At 66.4% G+C, this 13752-nt stretch carries 16 protein-coding genes; 10 read left to right on the top strand and 6 right to left on the bottom strand.

What is annotated here, in order from left to right; genetic code table 11:
• The first annotated feature begins 4 nt into the window (after nt 1–4).
• Both VGV37_RS20255 and VGV37_RS20250 read left to right on the top strand, forming a co-directional pair.
• On the top strand, nt 5–697 hold the full coding sequence (locus VGV37_RS20255; protein WP_326881564.1) for a dienelactone hydrolase family protein: 693 nt from the start codon (nt 5–7) through the stop codon (nt 695–697).
• 17 nt (nt 698–714) lie between these two features.
• Entirely contained in the window at nt 715–1686 is a 972-nt protein-coding gene (locus VGV37_RS20250) for a quinone oxidoreductase (RefSeq protein WP_326881563.1), read from the top strand.
• A gap of 78 nt (nt 1687–1764) precedes the next feature.
• Here the strand turns inward: VGV37_RS20250 and rho are convergent, their stop codons facing one another.
• The 4 genes from rho to hemE all read right to left on the bottom strand — a co-directional run bounded on the left by rho (nt 1765) and on the right by hemE (nt 5826).
• Nucleotides 1765–3021 (bottom strand): transcription termination factor Rho, encoded by a 1257-nt coding sequence (gene rho, locus VGV37_RS20245; RefSeq protein ID WP_326881562.1) that lies wholly within the window; start codon nt 3019–3021, stop codon nt 1765–1767.
• A 218-nt stretch (nt 3022–3239) separates the two neighbouring features.
• Nucleotides 3240–3686, bottom strand: coding sequence for a protoporphyrinogen oxidase HemJ (gene hemJ, locus VGV37_RS20240; RefSeq protein ID WP_326881561.1), 447 nt, complete (start codon nt 3684–3686; stop codon nt 3240–3242).
• Between the two features lie 3 nt (nt 3687–3689).
• Nucleotides 3690–4715 carry a ferrochelatase gene (gene hemH, locus VGV37_RS20235; RefSeq protein WP_326881560.1) on the bottom strand — a complete coding sequence of 342 codons (1026 nt, stop codon included), beginning with the start codon at nt 4713–4715 and terminating at the stop codon, nt 3690–3692.
• 61 nt (nt 4716–4776) lie between these two features.
• Nucleotides 4777–5826, bottom strand: a complete 1050-nt coding sequence (gene hemE, locus VGV37_RS20230) for a uroporphyrinogen decarboxylase (protein ID WP_326881559.1) — start codon at nt 5824–5826, stop codon at nt 4777–4779.
• A gap of 439 nt (nt 5827–6265) precedes the next feature.
• On the opposite strand from hemE, the gene VGV37_RS20225 reads away from it, so the two are divergent.
• From VGV37_RS20225 to dnaQ, 5 genes are read left to right on the top strand one after another with little or no spacing between them, the layout of a single operon-like run.
• Entirely contained in the window at nt 6266–7090 is an 825-nt protein-coding gene (locus tag VGV37_RS20225; RefSeq protein WP_326881558.1) for a pyruvate, water dikinase regulatory protein, read from the top strand.
• On the top strand, nt 7087–7686 hold the full coding sequence (locus VGV37_RS20220; RefSeq protein ID WP_326881557.1) for a Maf family protein: 600 nt from the start codon (nt 7087–7089) through the stop codon (nt 7684–7686). The genes VGV37_RS20225 and VGV37_RS20220 overlap by 4 nt, the downstream gene beginning before the upstream one ends.
• On the top strand, nt 7683–8519 hold the full coding sequence (locus VGV37_RS20215) for a shikimate dehydrogenase (protein WP_326881556.1): 837 nt from the start codon (nt 7683–7685) through the stop codon (nt 8517–8519). Before VGV37_RS20220 ends, VGV37_RS20215 begins: the two co-directional genes overlap by 4 nt.
• Nucleotides 8516–9148 carry a dephospho-CoA kinase gene (gene coaE / locus VGV37_RS20210; protein WP_326881555.1) on the top strand — a complete coding sequence of 211 codons (633 nt, stop codon included), beginning with the start codon at nt 8516–8518 and terminating at the stop codon, nt 9146–9148. Before VGV37_RS20215 ends, coaE begins: the two co-directional genes overlap by 4 nt.
• An 8-nt stretch (nt 9149–9156) precedes the next feature.
• Nucleotides 9157–9828, top strand: a complete 672-nt coding sequence (dnaQ, locus tag VGV37_RS20205) for a DNA polymerase III subunit epsilon (protein WP_326881554.1) — start codon at nt 9157–9159, stop codon at nt 9826–9828.
• A 66-nt stretch (nt 9829–9894) separates the two neighbouring features.
• Here the strand turns inward: dnaQ and secB are convergent, their stop codons facing one another.
• Nucleotides 9895–10392 carry a protein-export chaperone SecB gene (gene secB / locus VGV37_RS20200; RefSeq protein WP_326881553.1) on the bottom strand — a complete coding sequence of 166 codons (498 nt, stop codon included), beginning with the start codon at nt 10390–10392 and terminating at the stop codon, nt 9895–9897.
• A gap of 97 nt (nt 10393–10489) precedes the next feature.
• Nucleotides 10490–10948, bottom strand: coding sequence for an FxsA family protein (locus VGV37_RS20195; protein WP_326881552.1), 459 nt, complete (start codon nt 10946–10948; stop codon nt 10490–10492).
• Between the two features lie 112 nt (nt 10949–11060).
• On the opposite strand from VGV37_RS20195, the gene VGV37_RS20190 reads away from it, so the two are divergent.
• From VGV37_RS20190 to VGV37_RS20180, 3 genes are all read left to right on the top strand, one after another.
• Nucleotides 11061–11735, top strand: coding sequence for a Tim44/TimA family putative adaptor protein (locus VGV37_RS20190; protein ID WP_326881551.1), 675 nt, complete (start codon nt 11061–11063; stop codon nt 11733–11735).
• Entirely contained in the window at nt 11732–12901 is a 1170-nt protein-coding gene (locus VGV37_RS20185; protein ID WP_326881550.1) for a murein transglycosylase A, read from the top strand. The genes VGV37_RS20190 and VGV37_RS20185 overlap by 4 nt, the downstream gene beginning before the upstream one ends.
• Nucleotides 12902–12981: 80 nt before the next feature.
• Nucleotides 12982–13749, top strand: a complete 768-nt coding sequence (locus tag VGV37_RS20180; protein WP_326881549.1) for a (Fe-S)-binding protein — start codon at nt 12982–12984, stop codon at nt 13747–13749.
• Nucleotides 13750–13752 lie beyond the last annotated feature (3 nt).

The raw sequence follows: 13752 nt of genomic DNA, 5'->3' as shown, positions 1-13752 counted from the left end.
TTCGATGAGCACCATTACGATCGATACCGGCGACGGCCTGATGAACGCCTACTTGGCTCTACCGCCCGGCGGGCATGGCCCCGGCATCGTCCTGATCCAGGAAATCTTCGGCATCAACGAGGTCATGCGCGATCTGGCCGACGGGCTCGCCACCCAGGGCTACGTCGTCGCCTGCCCCGACCTGTTCTGGCGGATCGAGCCCGGCATCGACATCAGCGACAAGACCGAAGCCGAATGGGCCCGGGCGTTCGATCTGTTCAAAACGTTTCACGTGGAACATGGCGTGCGCGATCTCCGCGCCACACTCGCGGCCTTGCGCGCCCATTCGGCGGTGACCGGCAAGGTCGGTGCCGTCGGCTATTGCCTGGGCGGCAAGCTCGCCTACCTGATGGCGGCCCGGACCGACGTTGACTGTGCCGTCGGCTACTACGGCGTCGGTCTGCAGGATATGCTGAGCGAAGCGAGCCAGATCCGTAAGCCCTTGATGTTGCACATCGCCGGCCGGGACGAGTTCACGCCGCCGGCGGCACAAGCCAAGGTCCATGCGGCGCTCGACGCGCACCCGCACATCACGATCCACGATTTTCCGTCGAACAACCACGCGTTCGCACGTGTTGGCGGGGCGCATTACGATGCGGACGAGGCGCTCATTGCCAACGGGCTCACCCACGAGTTCTTCAAACGCCATCTCTCCTGACAGCAGGATATACAGCCATGACCCACGCCATCCGCATCCACAAGCCCGGCGGTCCGGAAGTCCTGCAGTGGGACGAGATCGAGGTCGGTTCGCCTGGTGCCGGCCAGATCCGGCTGCGCCATACTGCCATCGGTCTCAACTATATCGACGTCTACCACCGCACCGGCCTCTACCCGCAACCCCTACCCCTGATCCCGGGCATGGAGGGTGCGGGCGTGGTCGAGGCGATCGGCCCGGGCGTCACCAGCCTGCAGACGGGTGACCGGGTGGCCTATGCCGGCCCGCTCGGTGGCTATGCCGAGGAACGGCTGATCGCTGCCGACCGCGTCGTCAAGATTCCGGCCGGCATTTCCGATCACCAGGCTGCGGCCATGATGCTGCAGGGCATGACGGTCCGTTATCTGATCCGCGAGGTCTATCCGGTCAAGGCCGGCGACACGATCCTGATCCATGCTGCGGCCGGCGGCGTCGGGCTGATCCTGTGCCAATGGGCCAACGCGCTCGGCGCCACGGTGATCGGCACGGTCTCGAGCGACGAAAAGGCCGAATTGGCCAAGGCGAACGGCTGCCATCATCCGATCATCTACACCCGCGAGGATTTTCAAAAGCGCGTGGTCGAAATCACCGAGGGCAGGAAGCTGCCGGTCGTCTATGATTCGATCGGCAAGGACACGTTCGCCCAATCGCTCGATTGCCTGCGGCCGCGCGGTCTGCTGGCCTTGTTCGGTCAGGCGTCTGGCCCGGTGCCGCCGGTCGACCTGGGCCTGCTCGCCCAGAAGGGCTCGCTCTACATCACCCGCCCGACCCTGCAGACCTTCATCGCCAGCGCCGCCGACCTGAAGACGACGGCGGAAGACCTGTTCGCCGTGGTCGCCAGCGGCAAGGTCAAGATCTCGGTCAACCAGACCTACGCGTTGAAAGACGCGACGCAGGCCCATCGTGATCTGGAGGCGCGCAAGACCACCGGGTCGACCGTCCTGACGGTCTGATGCCTCGTAACACTGACTAAGTAAAAACGGCGGCACAATCGAATGTGCCGCCGTTTTCCTTGGCCAAACTCTTTTATATCAAGTATTCATCGCGTCGAAGAAATCGGCATTGCTCTTCGATTGCTTGAGCTTTTCGAGCAGGAATTCCATGCCATCGACCACGCCCATCGGCATCAGCACGCGACGCAGCACCCACATCTTGGATAGGGTGCCCTTTTCGACCAGCAGCTCTTCCTTGCGCGTGCCCGACTTGGTGATGTCGAGCGACGGGAAAGTGCGCTTGTCGGCGACCTTGCGGTCGAGCACGATTTCCGAGTTGCCGGTACCCTTGAACTCTTCGAAGATCACTTCGTCCATACGCGAGCCGGTATCGATCAGCGCGGTCGAGATGATGGTGAGCGAACCGCCCTCTTCGATGTTGCGGGCCGCACCGAAGAAGCGCTTCGGGCGCTGCAGCGCGTTCGCATCGACACCGCCGGTCAGCACCTTGCCGGACGACGGCACCACGGTATTGTAAGCACGCGCCAGGCGGGTGATCGAGTCCAGCAGGATCACCACGTCGCGCTTGTGCTCGACCAGGCGCTTCGCCTTTTCGATAACCATTTCGGCGACCGAGACGTGGCGCGAGGCCGGCTCGTCGAACGTGGAGCTGACCACTTCGCCCTTCACCGAGCGGGCCATGTCGGTCACTTCCTCCGGCCGCTCGTCGATCAGCAGGACGATCAGATAGACTTCCGGATGATTGTGCGAGATCGCGTGGGCGATGTTCTGCAACATCACGGTCTTGCCGGTACGTGGCGGCGCCACGATGATCGCGCGCTGGCCCTTGCCGAGCGGGGCGATCAGGTCGATCACCCGCGTCGTCATGTCCTTGCGCGTCGGATCCTGGTTTTCCAGGCGCAGCTTCTCGTCCGGATAGAGCGGCGTCAGATTGTCGAAATTGATGCGGTGGCGGACCCGATCCGGCTCGTCGAAATTGATCGAGTTGAGCTTCAGCAGCGCGAAATACCGCTCACCATCCTTGGGCGCCCGGATCTGGCCCTCGACCGTGTCGCCGGTGCGCAGGCCGAACCGTCGGACTTGGCTCGGGCTGACATAGATATCGTCCGGACCGGGCAGGTAGTTCGCTTCGGGCGAGCGCAGGAAGCCGAAACCGTCTTGCAGGATCTCGAGCACGCCATCACCGAAGATCGCGACGTCATTCTCGGCGAGTTGCTTCAAGATCGCGAACATCATGTCCTGCTTGCGCAGGGATGAGGCGTTCTCGATCTGCAGTTCCTCGGCAAAGGCGAGGAGCTCGGCCGGAGTCTTGCGCTTGAGTTCCTGGAGATTCATCGATGTGGTCGCAGTACGGAAGAAGGAATGGGAAAGCCCGAGATGACATGAACCGTGCAAGGGGGCAGGGCGGACCCGCCGGGATGCAACCGGACACGCGAGATAATTTCGGGAAAGAAGACGCCGGAGACCCGGCTGCTTTGCTTATTTAGGCGAGCCGACGGTCCAAGTCAAATGCGTTATCGAGACCTCTGCCCGTTCGATGGGCATATCGCCGCTCAAAACGGCTTCACGACCACCAGGATCACGATCCCGATCATCAGAATGGTCGGCACCTCGTTCACCATGCGAAAGAAACGCTGGGTGTGCCGATTTCGATCCTCGGCAAATGCGCGCCGCCAGCCGCCGAAGAAATGCTGCAGGACCAGCATCAGGAAAACCAGGCACAGCTTACCGTGGATCCAGCCCTGGTGCCAATCGACGATGCCCGGCGTCGACAGCAGCATGCCCCCGAACACCAGGGTCAGGATCATCGCCGGCAACATGATGCCGCGCGCCAGGCGGCGCTCCATCACCTTGAACGTCTCGGACTGCACCGACCCGATTTCGGCAGCGGCGTGATAGACGAACAGACGCGGCAGATACAGCATCGAGGCCATCCAGGCGATCACGCTGATGATGTGCAGGGCCTTGATCCAGGGATATGCGCCCGTTAGAAAATCCATGCCCTACCTCGTTTCGCCACACGGGCAGCCGACCCGGTCGCCAGGGCAGAGGCGCGGCCCCTCGCCCGAGACGATCGGCCGGCCGGATGCCATCGCCCGACGCACCTCATCGACCAGGCCGGCGATGAAGCTCGGCGTCGCCCCGACGGTCGGCGCCCGGACATAGTCGGGAACGCCCTTCTGACGGGCCAGCTCGCGATATTCGATGTCGAGCTCGACCAAAGTTTCCGAATGATCCGACACGAAGGCGATCGGCACCACCAGCAGCGGCACGCCGTCCGCCCCGGCCCGAATGACCTCCGCCTCGGTCGAGGGCCCGATCCATTCGAGCGGCCCGACGCGGCTTTGATAGCAGATCACCCAGTCCAGGTCCGGCAGGGCGAGCCTCGCCAGCACGGCCGCGACGCTTTGCTCCACCTGCCCCTGATAGGGATCGCCCGCCGAGACGATCTTCTTCGGCAGGCCATGCGCCGAGAACAGCACACGCGGCCGCGCCCGGTCCATCCGGGCCAGACCGGCCCTGACCCCGTCGACCACCGCTTCGACGAAACCCTCGTTCGCCGGATAGCAGCATAGCGTCGTCGTCGGTGCATCCAGTCCGGCGCGCCGGGCTTCGCGTTGCCATTCGCGTACCGACGAGCCGGTCGTGGTCGTCGAGAATTGCGGATAGAGCGGCAGCAGCAGGATCCGATCCGGCTGCCACGCCTTGACGGCGGCAACCTGGTCCCGTGCGCGCGGGCGCCAGTAGCGCATGGCGATGAAGCATTTGAATTCGGGGCCGAGCGCTGCCTCGAGCGCGCGGGCCTGGTCCTCGGTATTGGGCAGGATCGGCGACCGGCCGCCCATATGATCGTAGATGGTGCGCGCGACGGGCGCGCGGCGACCGGCGATCAGCTTGGCCACCAACCAACGCAACGGCTGGGGCAGGCCGATGATGGCGGGGTCGCTGAACAGGTTGAACAGGAACGGCTTGACCGCACCGGGTCCGTCCGGTCCGCCGAGGTTGAACAGGATGATGGCGGTTTTCATGATCGCCCCAACAGATGGGGCGATCGCGCCACCGATCCAGTCCCTTGCGGCACGAAGCGGGTCAGGTCCGACCGGGCTTGATCGATCGCACCAGCTCGACCAGCTTTGCCACGTGGTCGAGCGGCGTCTGCGGAACGATGCCGTGGCCCAGGTTGAACACGAACCGGCCGCGGCCCAGCGCATCGGTGATGGCGCGCACCCGGGTTTCGAGCGCCTGGCCGCCCGCGACCAGCACCAGCGGGTCGAGGTTGCCCTGGACGGCGACAGCGGGCTGCAGCACGTCGCGGGCGAAGCCCAGGGGCATGTCCTGGTCGATCGACACGGCATCGACGCCGGTCACCTTGGCATAACCCAGGTAATGGGCGCCGGAACCGCGCGGGAAGCCGATGATCGGCAGCTTGGGATGCTTTTCCTTCAGCGCCTCGACGATCCGTTTCGCCGGTGCCGTGACCCAGCGCTCGAACGCCTCGCCCTCGAGCGCGCTGGCCCAGCTGTCGAACAGCTGCACGACTTCGGCGCCGGCGCGGACCTGGGCGTCCAGATGGGCGATGGTCGCCTCCGTCAGCAGATCGATCAGCGTCTCGAAGCCCGCCTTGTCCTCGCTGGCGAACCGTCGGCTCGCCTCGAAAGTCCGGCTGCTGCCGCCCTCGATCATGTAGGTGGCCACGGTCCAGGGCGCGCCGGCGAACCCGATCAGCGTGGTTTCGGGAGGAAGGTCCTGCTTCAGCCGGCCCACAGTCTCGTAGACCGGTGCCAGCCGCTGGGTCATACCGTCGAACGACAGTGCCGCGAGACCGGCGGCATTCCGGATGGGATCGAGCTTCGGGCCCTCTCCCTCCTGGAAGCCAACCTTCTGCTGCAACCCCCACGGAACGACCAGGATGTCCGAGAACAGGATCGCCGCATCGAAACCGAACCGCCGGATCGGCTGCAAGGTCACTTCGGTCGCGAGTTCGGGCGAGAAGCACAGATCGAGAAAGCCGCCGGCCTTGGCGCGCAACTCGCGATATTCCGGCAGATAGCGGCCGGCTTGGCGCATGAGCCAGAGGGGATGGCGATCGGTGGGGGCGCCCCGGAGCGCGCGCGGCAGCAATTTTTCTTCTGTTCGCATGATCGGGCGATTGTCGGCTCCGGTCGGGGCGTTTGTCCACCTTGCCATACATCAGAGTGAAGGGTTTTGATGAAATAAGGGGGTAGTTGTGGTGGATGCCTGTGGGCAACGGGGATTACCGCTCGCCATGAAATCATCCACAGGCGGGCCATAGACCGCTCGACAGGCGGCGCTGCCTGTGGATAGTTCCTCGCGATCGCGAATGGAACGCAGGCTGGGTCTGGCGCCAACCATCCGTGGGGATGTTGAGAGTCATGGGGATGAAACGCCGGTCGCGAGCGATATCCCCACCTTGCGGACCGGTCGGCACGATCTATCAGACGAGGCATGATTCGACGCATGGAAGCGAAGGCTACGGGGATCGAATTCGCCGATTGGGAAAAACGAGCGAGTTATCCCCACTAACCTGCAAGTTCTCCACAAAAACGAAGGAACTTTTGTGACGGTCAATCGTTTCCACCTCCACCTCGTGTCGGACTCGACCGGCGATACGGTCCACGCCTTGGCTCGCGCGTGCCTGGTGCAGTTCGAGGATGCCGACCCGATCGAGCATATCTGGTCGATGGTCCGCACCAAGTCCCAGGTCGAGCGCGTCGTGGCCGGCATCGAGGCCAATCCGGGCGTCGTGCTCTACACGCTCGTGAACGAGCATCTGCGCCAGCCGCTACAGGATCGCTGCCGCGCGCTCGGCATGCCGGCAATTCCCGTGCTGGATCCGGTCATCGGCGTGTTCGGCTCGTTCCTCGGCCGCCGGGCGCGGGCGCTGCCCGGCCAGCAGCATGCGCTCAACCACGAATATTTCGCGCGGATCGACGCCATGACCTTCGCCATGACCCACGACGATGGCCAGGCGCCCTGGGGTCTGAACCAGGCGGATGTCGTGCTGGTCGGCGTGTCGCGTTCGTCCAAGACGCCGACGTGCATCTATCTGGCGAACCGCGGCATCAAGGCGGCCAACGTGCCGCTGGTGCCGGGCGTGCCGTTGCCGCCCGAACTGTTCCAGGCCGACAAGCCGCTGATCGTGGGATTGACCAACGATCCCGAACGGCTGGTGGCCCTCCGCCGCAACCGGCTGAATAGCCTGCAGAGCGATCCGGAGATCGATTACGTCGATCTGGAAGCGGTCCAGTCCGAGGTCGTGGCCGCCCGCCGCCTGTGCCAGGAACAGAAATGGCCGGTCATCGACGTGACCCGCCGCTCGATCGAGGAAACCGCGGCGGCGATCCTGAAGCTGGTGGCGAAACGCCAGGGCCAGGACGCATGAGTACGCCGATCATCCTCGCCTCCGCCAGCAAGATCCGGCTGAGCCTGTTGCAGCAGGCCGGGCTTTCCGTCGAGGTTCAGGTGCCCGCGGTCGACGAACAGGAAATGAAGGCGTCGTTCCAGGCCGAGCGCGCGCCGGTCGAGGCCTGTGCCGAAGCTTTGGCCGAACTGAAGGCGGTCCGCGTCTCGCAGCGCCATCCGGGCGCCCTCGTCATCGGGGCCGACCAGATGCTCGATCTGAACGGTATCTGGTTCGACAAGCCGGCCGATCTCGACCACGCCCGCGCTCATCTTCAGGCCTTGCGGGGCCAGACCCATCGCCTGGTCACGGCGGCGGTGGTCGCCCTGAACGGCTCGCGCATCTGGCACACGATCGATACCGCGCGGCTGACCATGCGACCGTTTTCCGACGCGTTCCTCGCTGGCTATCTGGAGCGCCAGGGACCCGTCGTGCTGTCGTCCGTCGGCGCCTACCAGCTGGAAGGCCTGGGGGCGCAGCTGTTCAACCGGATCGAGGGCGATTTCTTCACCATCCTCGGGCTGCCGCTCCTGCCGCTCCTGGGCTTCCTGCGCGGCCATGGCGCCTTGCCGACATGAGTTTTCGCCTGAGTGGCGTCATGGGCTGGCCGATCGGCCATTCCCGCTCGCCGGCATTGCACGGCCATTGGCTGAAGCGTCACGACATCGCCGGCGCCTACGTGCCGCTCGCGGTCCAGCCCGAACGGCTCGAACAGGCGTTGCGCGCTCTCCCCGCCCTGGGTTTCGCCGGTTGCAACGTCACCGTGCCCCATAAGGAGGCGGCTTTTCGCCTGGTCGATCACGTCGATCGGTCGGCCGCCCGGCTCGGCGCCGTCAACACCATCGTGGTGCGACCCGACGGCACGCTCGAGGGCCGCAACACGGACGGCGAAGGCTTCCTCCGTCATCTCGAAGCTTGCGCGCCGGACTGGCGTGCCGCCGACCGGCCGGTGCTGGTGCTGGGCGCCGGCGGTGCCGGCCGCGCCATCGTCGGCACGCTTGCCGATATGGGGGTGGGCGAGATCCGCGTCGCGAACCGCACCGATGCGCGGGCCGAAGCGCTCGCGGCCGAGTTCGGCCGGCCACTCGTCGCCTGGCCCTGGACGCGGCGGACCGAAGGGCTGGCCGACTGCAGCCTCGTGGTCAACACCACCCAGCTCGGCATGGTCGGCTGGCCGGCACTCGACCTGCCGCTCGACCTCCTGCCGCCGGACGGCGTGGTCAACGACATCGTCTATGCCCCACTCGAGACCGCACTGCTGACCGACGCCCGGCGGCGCGGCCATATCGCCGTCGATGGGCTCGGCATGCTGCTGCACCAGGCGCGCGCCGGCTTCGCCGCCTGGTTCGGCATCGAGCCGGTGGTCGACGAGGCGTTGCGCCAGGCCGTGCTCGGGAGCATGCCCCCGTGATCGTGATCGGGCTCACGGGCTCGATCGGCATGGGGAAATCGACGGCCGCTGCAGCCCTGCGCCGCCTGGGCCTGCCGGTCCATGATGCCGATGCCGCGGTCCATCGGCTACTGGCGCCGGGCGGTGCGGCGGTCCAGCCGGTGCTGGCGGCGTTCCCCGACGTGGCGGATCCGGCCGGCGGCATCAATCGCCAGCGGCTGGGCACACGGGTGTTCGGCGATGCCGCGGCGCTGAAGCGGCTCGAAGCGATCCTGCATCCGCGTGTCCGGGCGGCGAAACGACGATTCCTCGCGGCCCAGGCGCGCCATCGCCGGCCGATGGTCGTGCTCGATGTGCCGCTGCTCTACGAGACGGGTGGCGAGCGGGAGTGCGACGCGGTCCTGGTCGTCTCCGCCCCGGCCTTCCTGCAGCGGCAGCGCGTGCTCGCCCGGCCCGGCATGAGCAAGGCGAAATTCCGCGCGATCCTGGGGAAGCAGATGCCGGATCGGGAAAAGCGCCGACGCAGCTCCTTCGTCATTCAGACCGGGATGGGACGGCGCTTCAGTCTCGATCGCCTGCGCACAGCCCTGCGTTCGATCGACTTGCGGCACCGCGGGCCATCGATCAGCATGGCGCATCATCAGGCTTGAGGACATCCATGCGCGAAATCGTGCTCGATACGGAAACCACCGGGTTCGAACCGTCGGAAGGTCATCGCATGGTCGAGCTGGCCTGCGTCGAACTGATCAACCTGATGCCGACCGGGCGCGAACTGCATCTGTATTTCGACCCGGAACGGGACATGCCGGCCGAGGCCGAGGCGGTCCACGGCCTGACCCGCGAGTTCCTGACCGGCAAGCCCAAGTTCCCGGACCAGGTCGAGATCTTCCTGGAATTCATGCAGGATTCCCGCCTGGTCGCCCACAACGCCGATTTCGACGTGCGGTTCCTGAATGCGGAGCTGGTGCTGGCGGGCCGGCCGAAGCTGACCTGCGCAGTCCAGGATACGCTGCGGCTGGCGCGCACGAAATTCCCGGGTTCGCCCGCCAGCCTCGACGCGCTGTGCCGGCGGTTCGGCATCGACCTCAGCGAGCGCTCGAAACATGGGGCGCTGATCGACACCAAGCTGCTGGCCCGGGTTTATCTGGAACTGATGGGCGGGCTGCAGCCCGGTCTGGTCCTGGCGGTCGACAACAGTGCGGCCAATGCCGCCGCCGTGATCGCGCGCCGCGAGCCGCGCGTCGCCCGGCCGCACCATGCGACGGCCGAGGAGCTGGCGGCCCACCAAGCCATGGTTGCGACGCTCAAGGAGCCGGTCTGGCTGCATTGACCCTGACATGAAAACGGCGCCGGCCCCAGAAGGTCGGCGCCGTCGTTCCAAACCGAAAGGCCGGCGTCAGGCGTTGCCGACGGTCTCCGCCGCTTGGGCCGCCTCGGCCTCGGCGGCCTTGCGGCGCTGCAGCTCGGTGAAGTCGATCGGGTTGATCAGCAGCGGCGGGAAGCCGCCTTCCCGCGTGGCATCGGCCACGATCGCCCGGGCGAACGGGAACAGCAGGCGCGGCGTCTCGATCAGCACCAGCGCCGCCATGACGTCCTGTGCCACGCCCTTGATGGTAACGACGCCGCCATATTCCAGCTCGACCAGGAAGGCCACTTCGCCTGAAACGCGCGCCTCGACCTTCAGCACCAGGACGACTTCGAACGAATCCTCGCCGATCTGGCGCGCCTTGACGTCGACGTCGATGCCCACTTCCGGCGGGCCTGACTGCTGCAACAGGCTCTCGGGCGCGCGGGGGTTCTCGAAAGACAGGTCGCGCAGATATTGCGCATTGATCACGAGCGAGGCCGTCTGCTGGGCCTCGCCGGTCTGGCCGTTGGCGGCGGTATCGGACATGGAACTCGGGCTCCGGGAAAGAATGGAGCCGGTGGGCTAGCACGGAACCGGCCTGCGGCTCAACCGCTCAACCCGTGTCGCCGCTGCGGCAGAGGTGCTATTCGCGATCGATCCGCCGATCGGGCGGGACCTCGCGCTCGACGATTTCATAGTCGGTCTCGATCACGGTGCGTCCCGCGCCGGGCTGGGTCGCAGGCACCCGGGCGCTCCGCGCGAGCCAGCGCAGCGCCCCGGTGACGGCGATCTGGCGCAGCGGAGGAACCAGCAGCAGCAGGCCGATCGCGTCGGTGAAGAAGCCCGGCACGGTCAGCAGCACGCCGGCCAGCACCTGGGCGCCCCCGTCGACCGCGACCGGCAGCGGCGTCTCGCCCGCCTGGGCGGCCGCGCGCAGGCGGACCAGCGTCTCGAAGCCTTGCCGACGGACCACGGCCATGCCGATCATGCCGGTCAAAATGATCTCCGCCAGGGTGCCGCCCACACCCAGGTAAGGGCCCAGAAGCACGAAACCGGCGATTTCGATCAGCGGCAATGCCAGCAGGAAAGGGAGAAAACCCATGCCGATGCTTGTCCTTTCGCGAGCTTCCGCCTATCTGTCCCTTAGGGCGGGTCCTTCCCCGGTTCGATACCGGGGCAAAGCAGCCCCATAATCCGTCTTCCGGGATGCTTCCATGGGCGATCAGGTCATCGATATCATTTTATTCGCCATGGTCGCGGCCTTTCTCGTATTCCGCCTGTGGAGCGTGCTGGGTCGCCGGACCGGCAACGAGCGCACGCCGGCCGAGCCGCCCCGCCCGATCGGCGGCAGCGTGGCCCCGCGCACCGCTGCGACCGACAATGTCGTGGCCCTGCCCGACCGGTCGCGCCCGGTCGCACCGGCCCGTCCGTCGAACCCACTCGAAGCGGGTCTGGCCCAGATCACGGCCGCCGATCCGCATTTCCGTATCGACGGCTTCATCGACGGCGCCCGCCATGCGTTCGACCTGATCGTCAAATCCTACGCCGACGGCGACACCGCGACGTTGCGGCCATTGCTGAGCGACGAGGTCTACGACGTCTTCGCCGAGGCGATCCGCCATCGCCTGGCCACCAAGGAAACCGTCGAGACCCGGGTCGTCACCATGCGCGATCCGGAGCCGGTCGAAGCCAAGCTAGAGGGCCGGACCGCGTCGGTCACGATCAAGTTCGTGTCGAGCCAGATCTCGGCCACGCGCACCGCCGACGGCAAGATCGTCGACGGCGACGCGGATCGCGCGGTCGAGCACACCGATTTCTGGACCTTCTCGCGCAATGTCCGGGCATCCGACCCGAACTGGATTCTGGTTTCGACCGGCCCGCACGAGTGACCTGGCGGCGTTTTCTGGCCGCAGGGCTGGTCGCCGGCGCCCTGGCGGCCTGTACCGCCTCGAAACCTCCGGCCGACAAGCTGGTGCTGACACGCGCCGCGTTCGGCGACCTGCCGGGCTGGAGCCGCGACGATCCCTCGGCCGCCCTGCCCGCCCTGTTGAAATCCTGTGCTGTCCTGCTCAAAGGACCGGACGATCAGGCCGTCGGCATCGCGGGCCAGGTCGGCGACTGGCGCGCGCCCTGTGCCGACGCAGCCCAGGTGGCACCGGGCGACCATGCAGCCGCCCGGGCGTTGTTCGAGCGCGATTTCGTGCCGTTCCGCGCAGCCGACAACGATCAGACCGAGGGGCTGTTCACCGGATATTACGAGGCCGAGCTGCGCGGTTCGCTGACCCGCGGCGATCGCTTCACCGTACCGCTCTATCGCCGGCCGACCGATCTCGTCTCGGTCGACCTCGGCCAGTTCCGCCCCTCGCTCAAGGGCGAGCGCATCGCCGGCAAGGTGGCGAACGGCAAGCTGGTGCCCTATGCGACCCGGGCCGAAATCGAGGCGGGCGCGCTGGCCGGTCGCGGGCTGGAACTCGCCTGGGTCGACGATGCGGTCGACGCGTTCTTCCTCGCGGTCCAGGGCTCCGGCCGGGTCATCCTGCCCGACGGCACGGCGCTGCGCGTCGGCTACGACGGCGAGAACGGCCAGCCCTACGTGACGATCGGGCGCGTGCTGGCCGGCCAGGGTGTGCCGGCCGACCAGATCACCATGCCGTTCCTGCGACGCTGGATCGCCGATCACGGGCCGGACGGCGTGGCGCTGATGGACAAGAACCCGTCCTACATCTTTTTCCGCGAACTGAAGGGCGACGGACCGATGGGCGCCCAGGGCGTGGCGCTGACGCCGGGCCGCAGCGCCGCGGTCGATCGCGGCTTCGTGCCCCTGGGCCTGCCGCTGTGGATCGATACCAGCGATCCGGTCGATCCGTCGGGCCGCCTGCAGCGCCTGTTCGTGGCGCAGGACGTGGGCGGCGCCATCCGCGGGCCGGTCCGCGCCGACCTGTTCTTCGGCTATGGGCCCGATGCCGCGAACCATGCCGGCCTGATGAAGGGCAAGGGCTCGTCCTGGCTGCTGCTGCCGACCGGCGCCGCCGCACGGCAGGGTCCCAGGACATAAGTCGGAGCATATCCGCAATTGCAATTGTCTCGGTGCTGACACAGGGTACAGGCCGGTTTTAACCGCCGGGGTTTGTCCAGATGGCGCCGTCGAAGCCACGGGTCGCGTTGTTCGTCACCTGCCTGGTCGATCTGTTTCGACCTACCGTCGGCTTCGCCGCCGTCAAGCTGCTCGAAGATGCCGGTTGCCTGGTCGAGGTGCCGCCGACGCAGACCTGTTGCGGCCAGCCGGCCTATAATTCCGGCGACAAGGCCGACACCAAGGACATCGCCCGCGCCGTGATCGAGGCCTTCGAAGGCTATGATTATGTCGTGGCGCCGTCCGGCTCCTGTGCCGGCATGATCCACGAGCATTATGCCCGCCTGTTCGAGGACGAGCCGGAGATGTTCCTGCGCGCCCAGCACCTGGGCAACCGCACCCACGAACTCATTTCCTTCCTGGTCGACGTGCTGGGCGTGACCGGCGTTTCGGCTGCCTACAGCGGCGTGGCGACCTACCATGATTCCTGTTCCGGCCTGCGCGAACTGGGCGTGAAGCAGCAGCCGCGCACTCTGTTAAGATCGGTCGAGGGCCTCAGCCTTAAAGAGCTGCCGGGCGCCGAGGTCTGCTGTGGTTTCGGCGGCACCTTTTGCATCAAATATCCCGACATTTCGAACCGCATGGTCGGGGACAAGGCGGCCGACATCGTCGCGACCGGCGCCGACACGCTGCTCGCCGGCGACATGGGCTGCCTGATGAACATGGCCGGCAAGCTGAGCCGCGATGGGCGACAAGTTGCCGTGCGCCATGTCGCCGAGGTGCTGGCCGGCCTGACCGACGAGGCCGCACCCATCTGCGGCCCGCGGTAGGAG

The sequence above is a fragment of the Aliidongia sp. genome, assembly GCF_035943795.1.
Classification (GTDB): domain Bacteria; phylum Pseudomonadota; class Alphaproteobacteria; order ATCC43930; family CGMCC-115725; genus Aliidongia.
This window is presented reverse-complemented; position numbering and strand designations above follow the sequence as displayed.

Coding starts and splice junctions, on each gene's coding strand:
- VGV37_RS20255 (WP_326881564.1), top strand. CDS start 5: ATGAGCACCATTACGATCGATACCGGCGACGGCCTGATGAACGCCTAC.
- VGV37_RS20250 (WP_326881563.1), top strand. CDS start 715: ATGACCCACGCCATCCGCATCCACAAGCCCGGCGGTCCGGAAGTCCTG.
- rho (WP_326881562.1), bottom strand. CDS start 3,021: ATGAATCTCCAGGAACTCAAGCGCAAGACTCCGGCCGAGCTCCTCGCC.
- hemJ (WP_326881561.1), bottom strand. CDS start 3,686: ATGGATTTTCTAACGGGCGCATATCCCTGGATCAAGGCCCTGCACATC.
- hemH (WP_326881560.1), bottom strand. CDS start 4,715: ATGAAAACCGCCATCATCCTGTTCAACCTCGGCGGACCGGACGGACCC.
- hemE (WP_326881559.1), bottom strand. CDS start 5,826: ATGCGAACAGAAGAAAAATTGCTGCCGCGCGCGCTCCGGGGCGCCCCC.
- VGV37_RS20220 (WP_326881557.1), top strand. CDS start 7,087: ATGAGTACGCCGATCATCCTCGCCTCCGCCAGCAAGATCCGGCTGAGC.
- VGV37_RS20215 (WP_326881556.1), top strand. CDS start 7,683: ATGAGTTTTCGCCTGAGTGGCGTCATGGGCTGGCCGATCGGCCATTCC.
- dnaQ (WP_326881554.1), top strand. CDS start 9,157: ATGCGCGAAATCGTGCTCGATACGGAAACCACCGGGTTCGAACCGTCG.
- secB (WP_326881553.1), bottom strand. CDS start 10,392: ATGTCCGATACCGCCGCCAACGGCCAGACCGGCGAGGCCCAGCAGACG.
- VGV37_RS20195 (WP_326881552.1), bottom strand. CDS start 10,948: ATGGGTTTTCTCCCTTTCCTGCTGGCATTGCCGCTGATCGAAATCGCC.
- VGV37_RS20190 (WP_326881551.1), top strand. CDS start 11,061: ATGGGCGATCAGGTCATCGATATCATTTTATTCGCCATGGTCGCGGCC.
- VGV37_RS20180 (WP_326881549.1), top strand. CDS start 12,982: ATGGCGCCGTCGAAGCCACGGGTCGCGTTGTTCGTCACCTGCCTGGTC.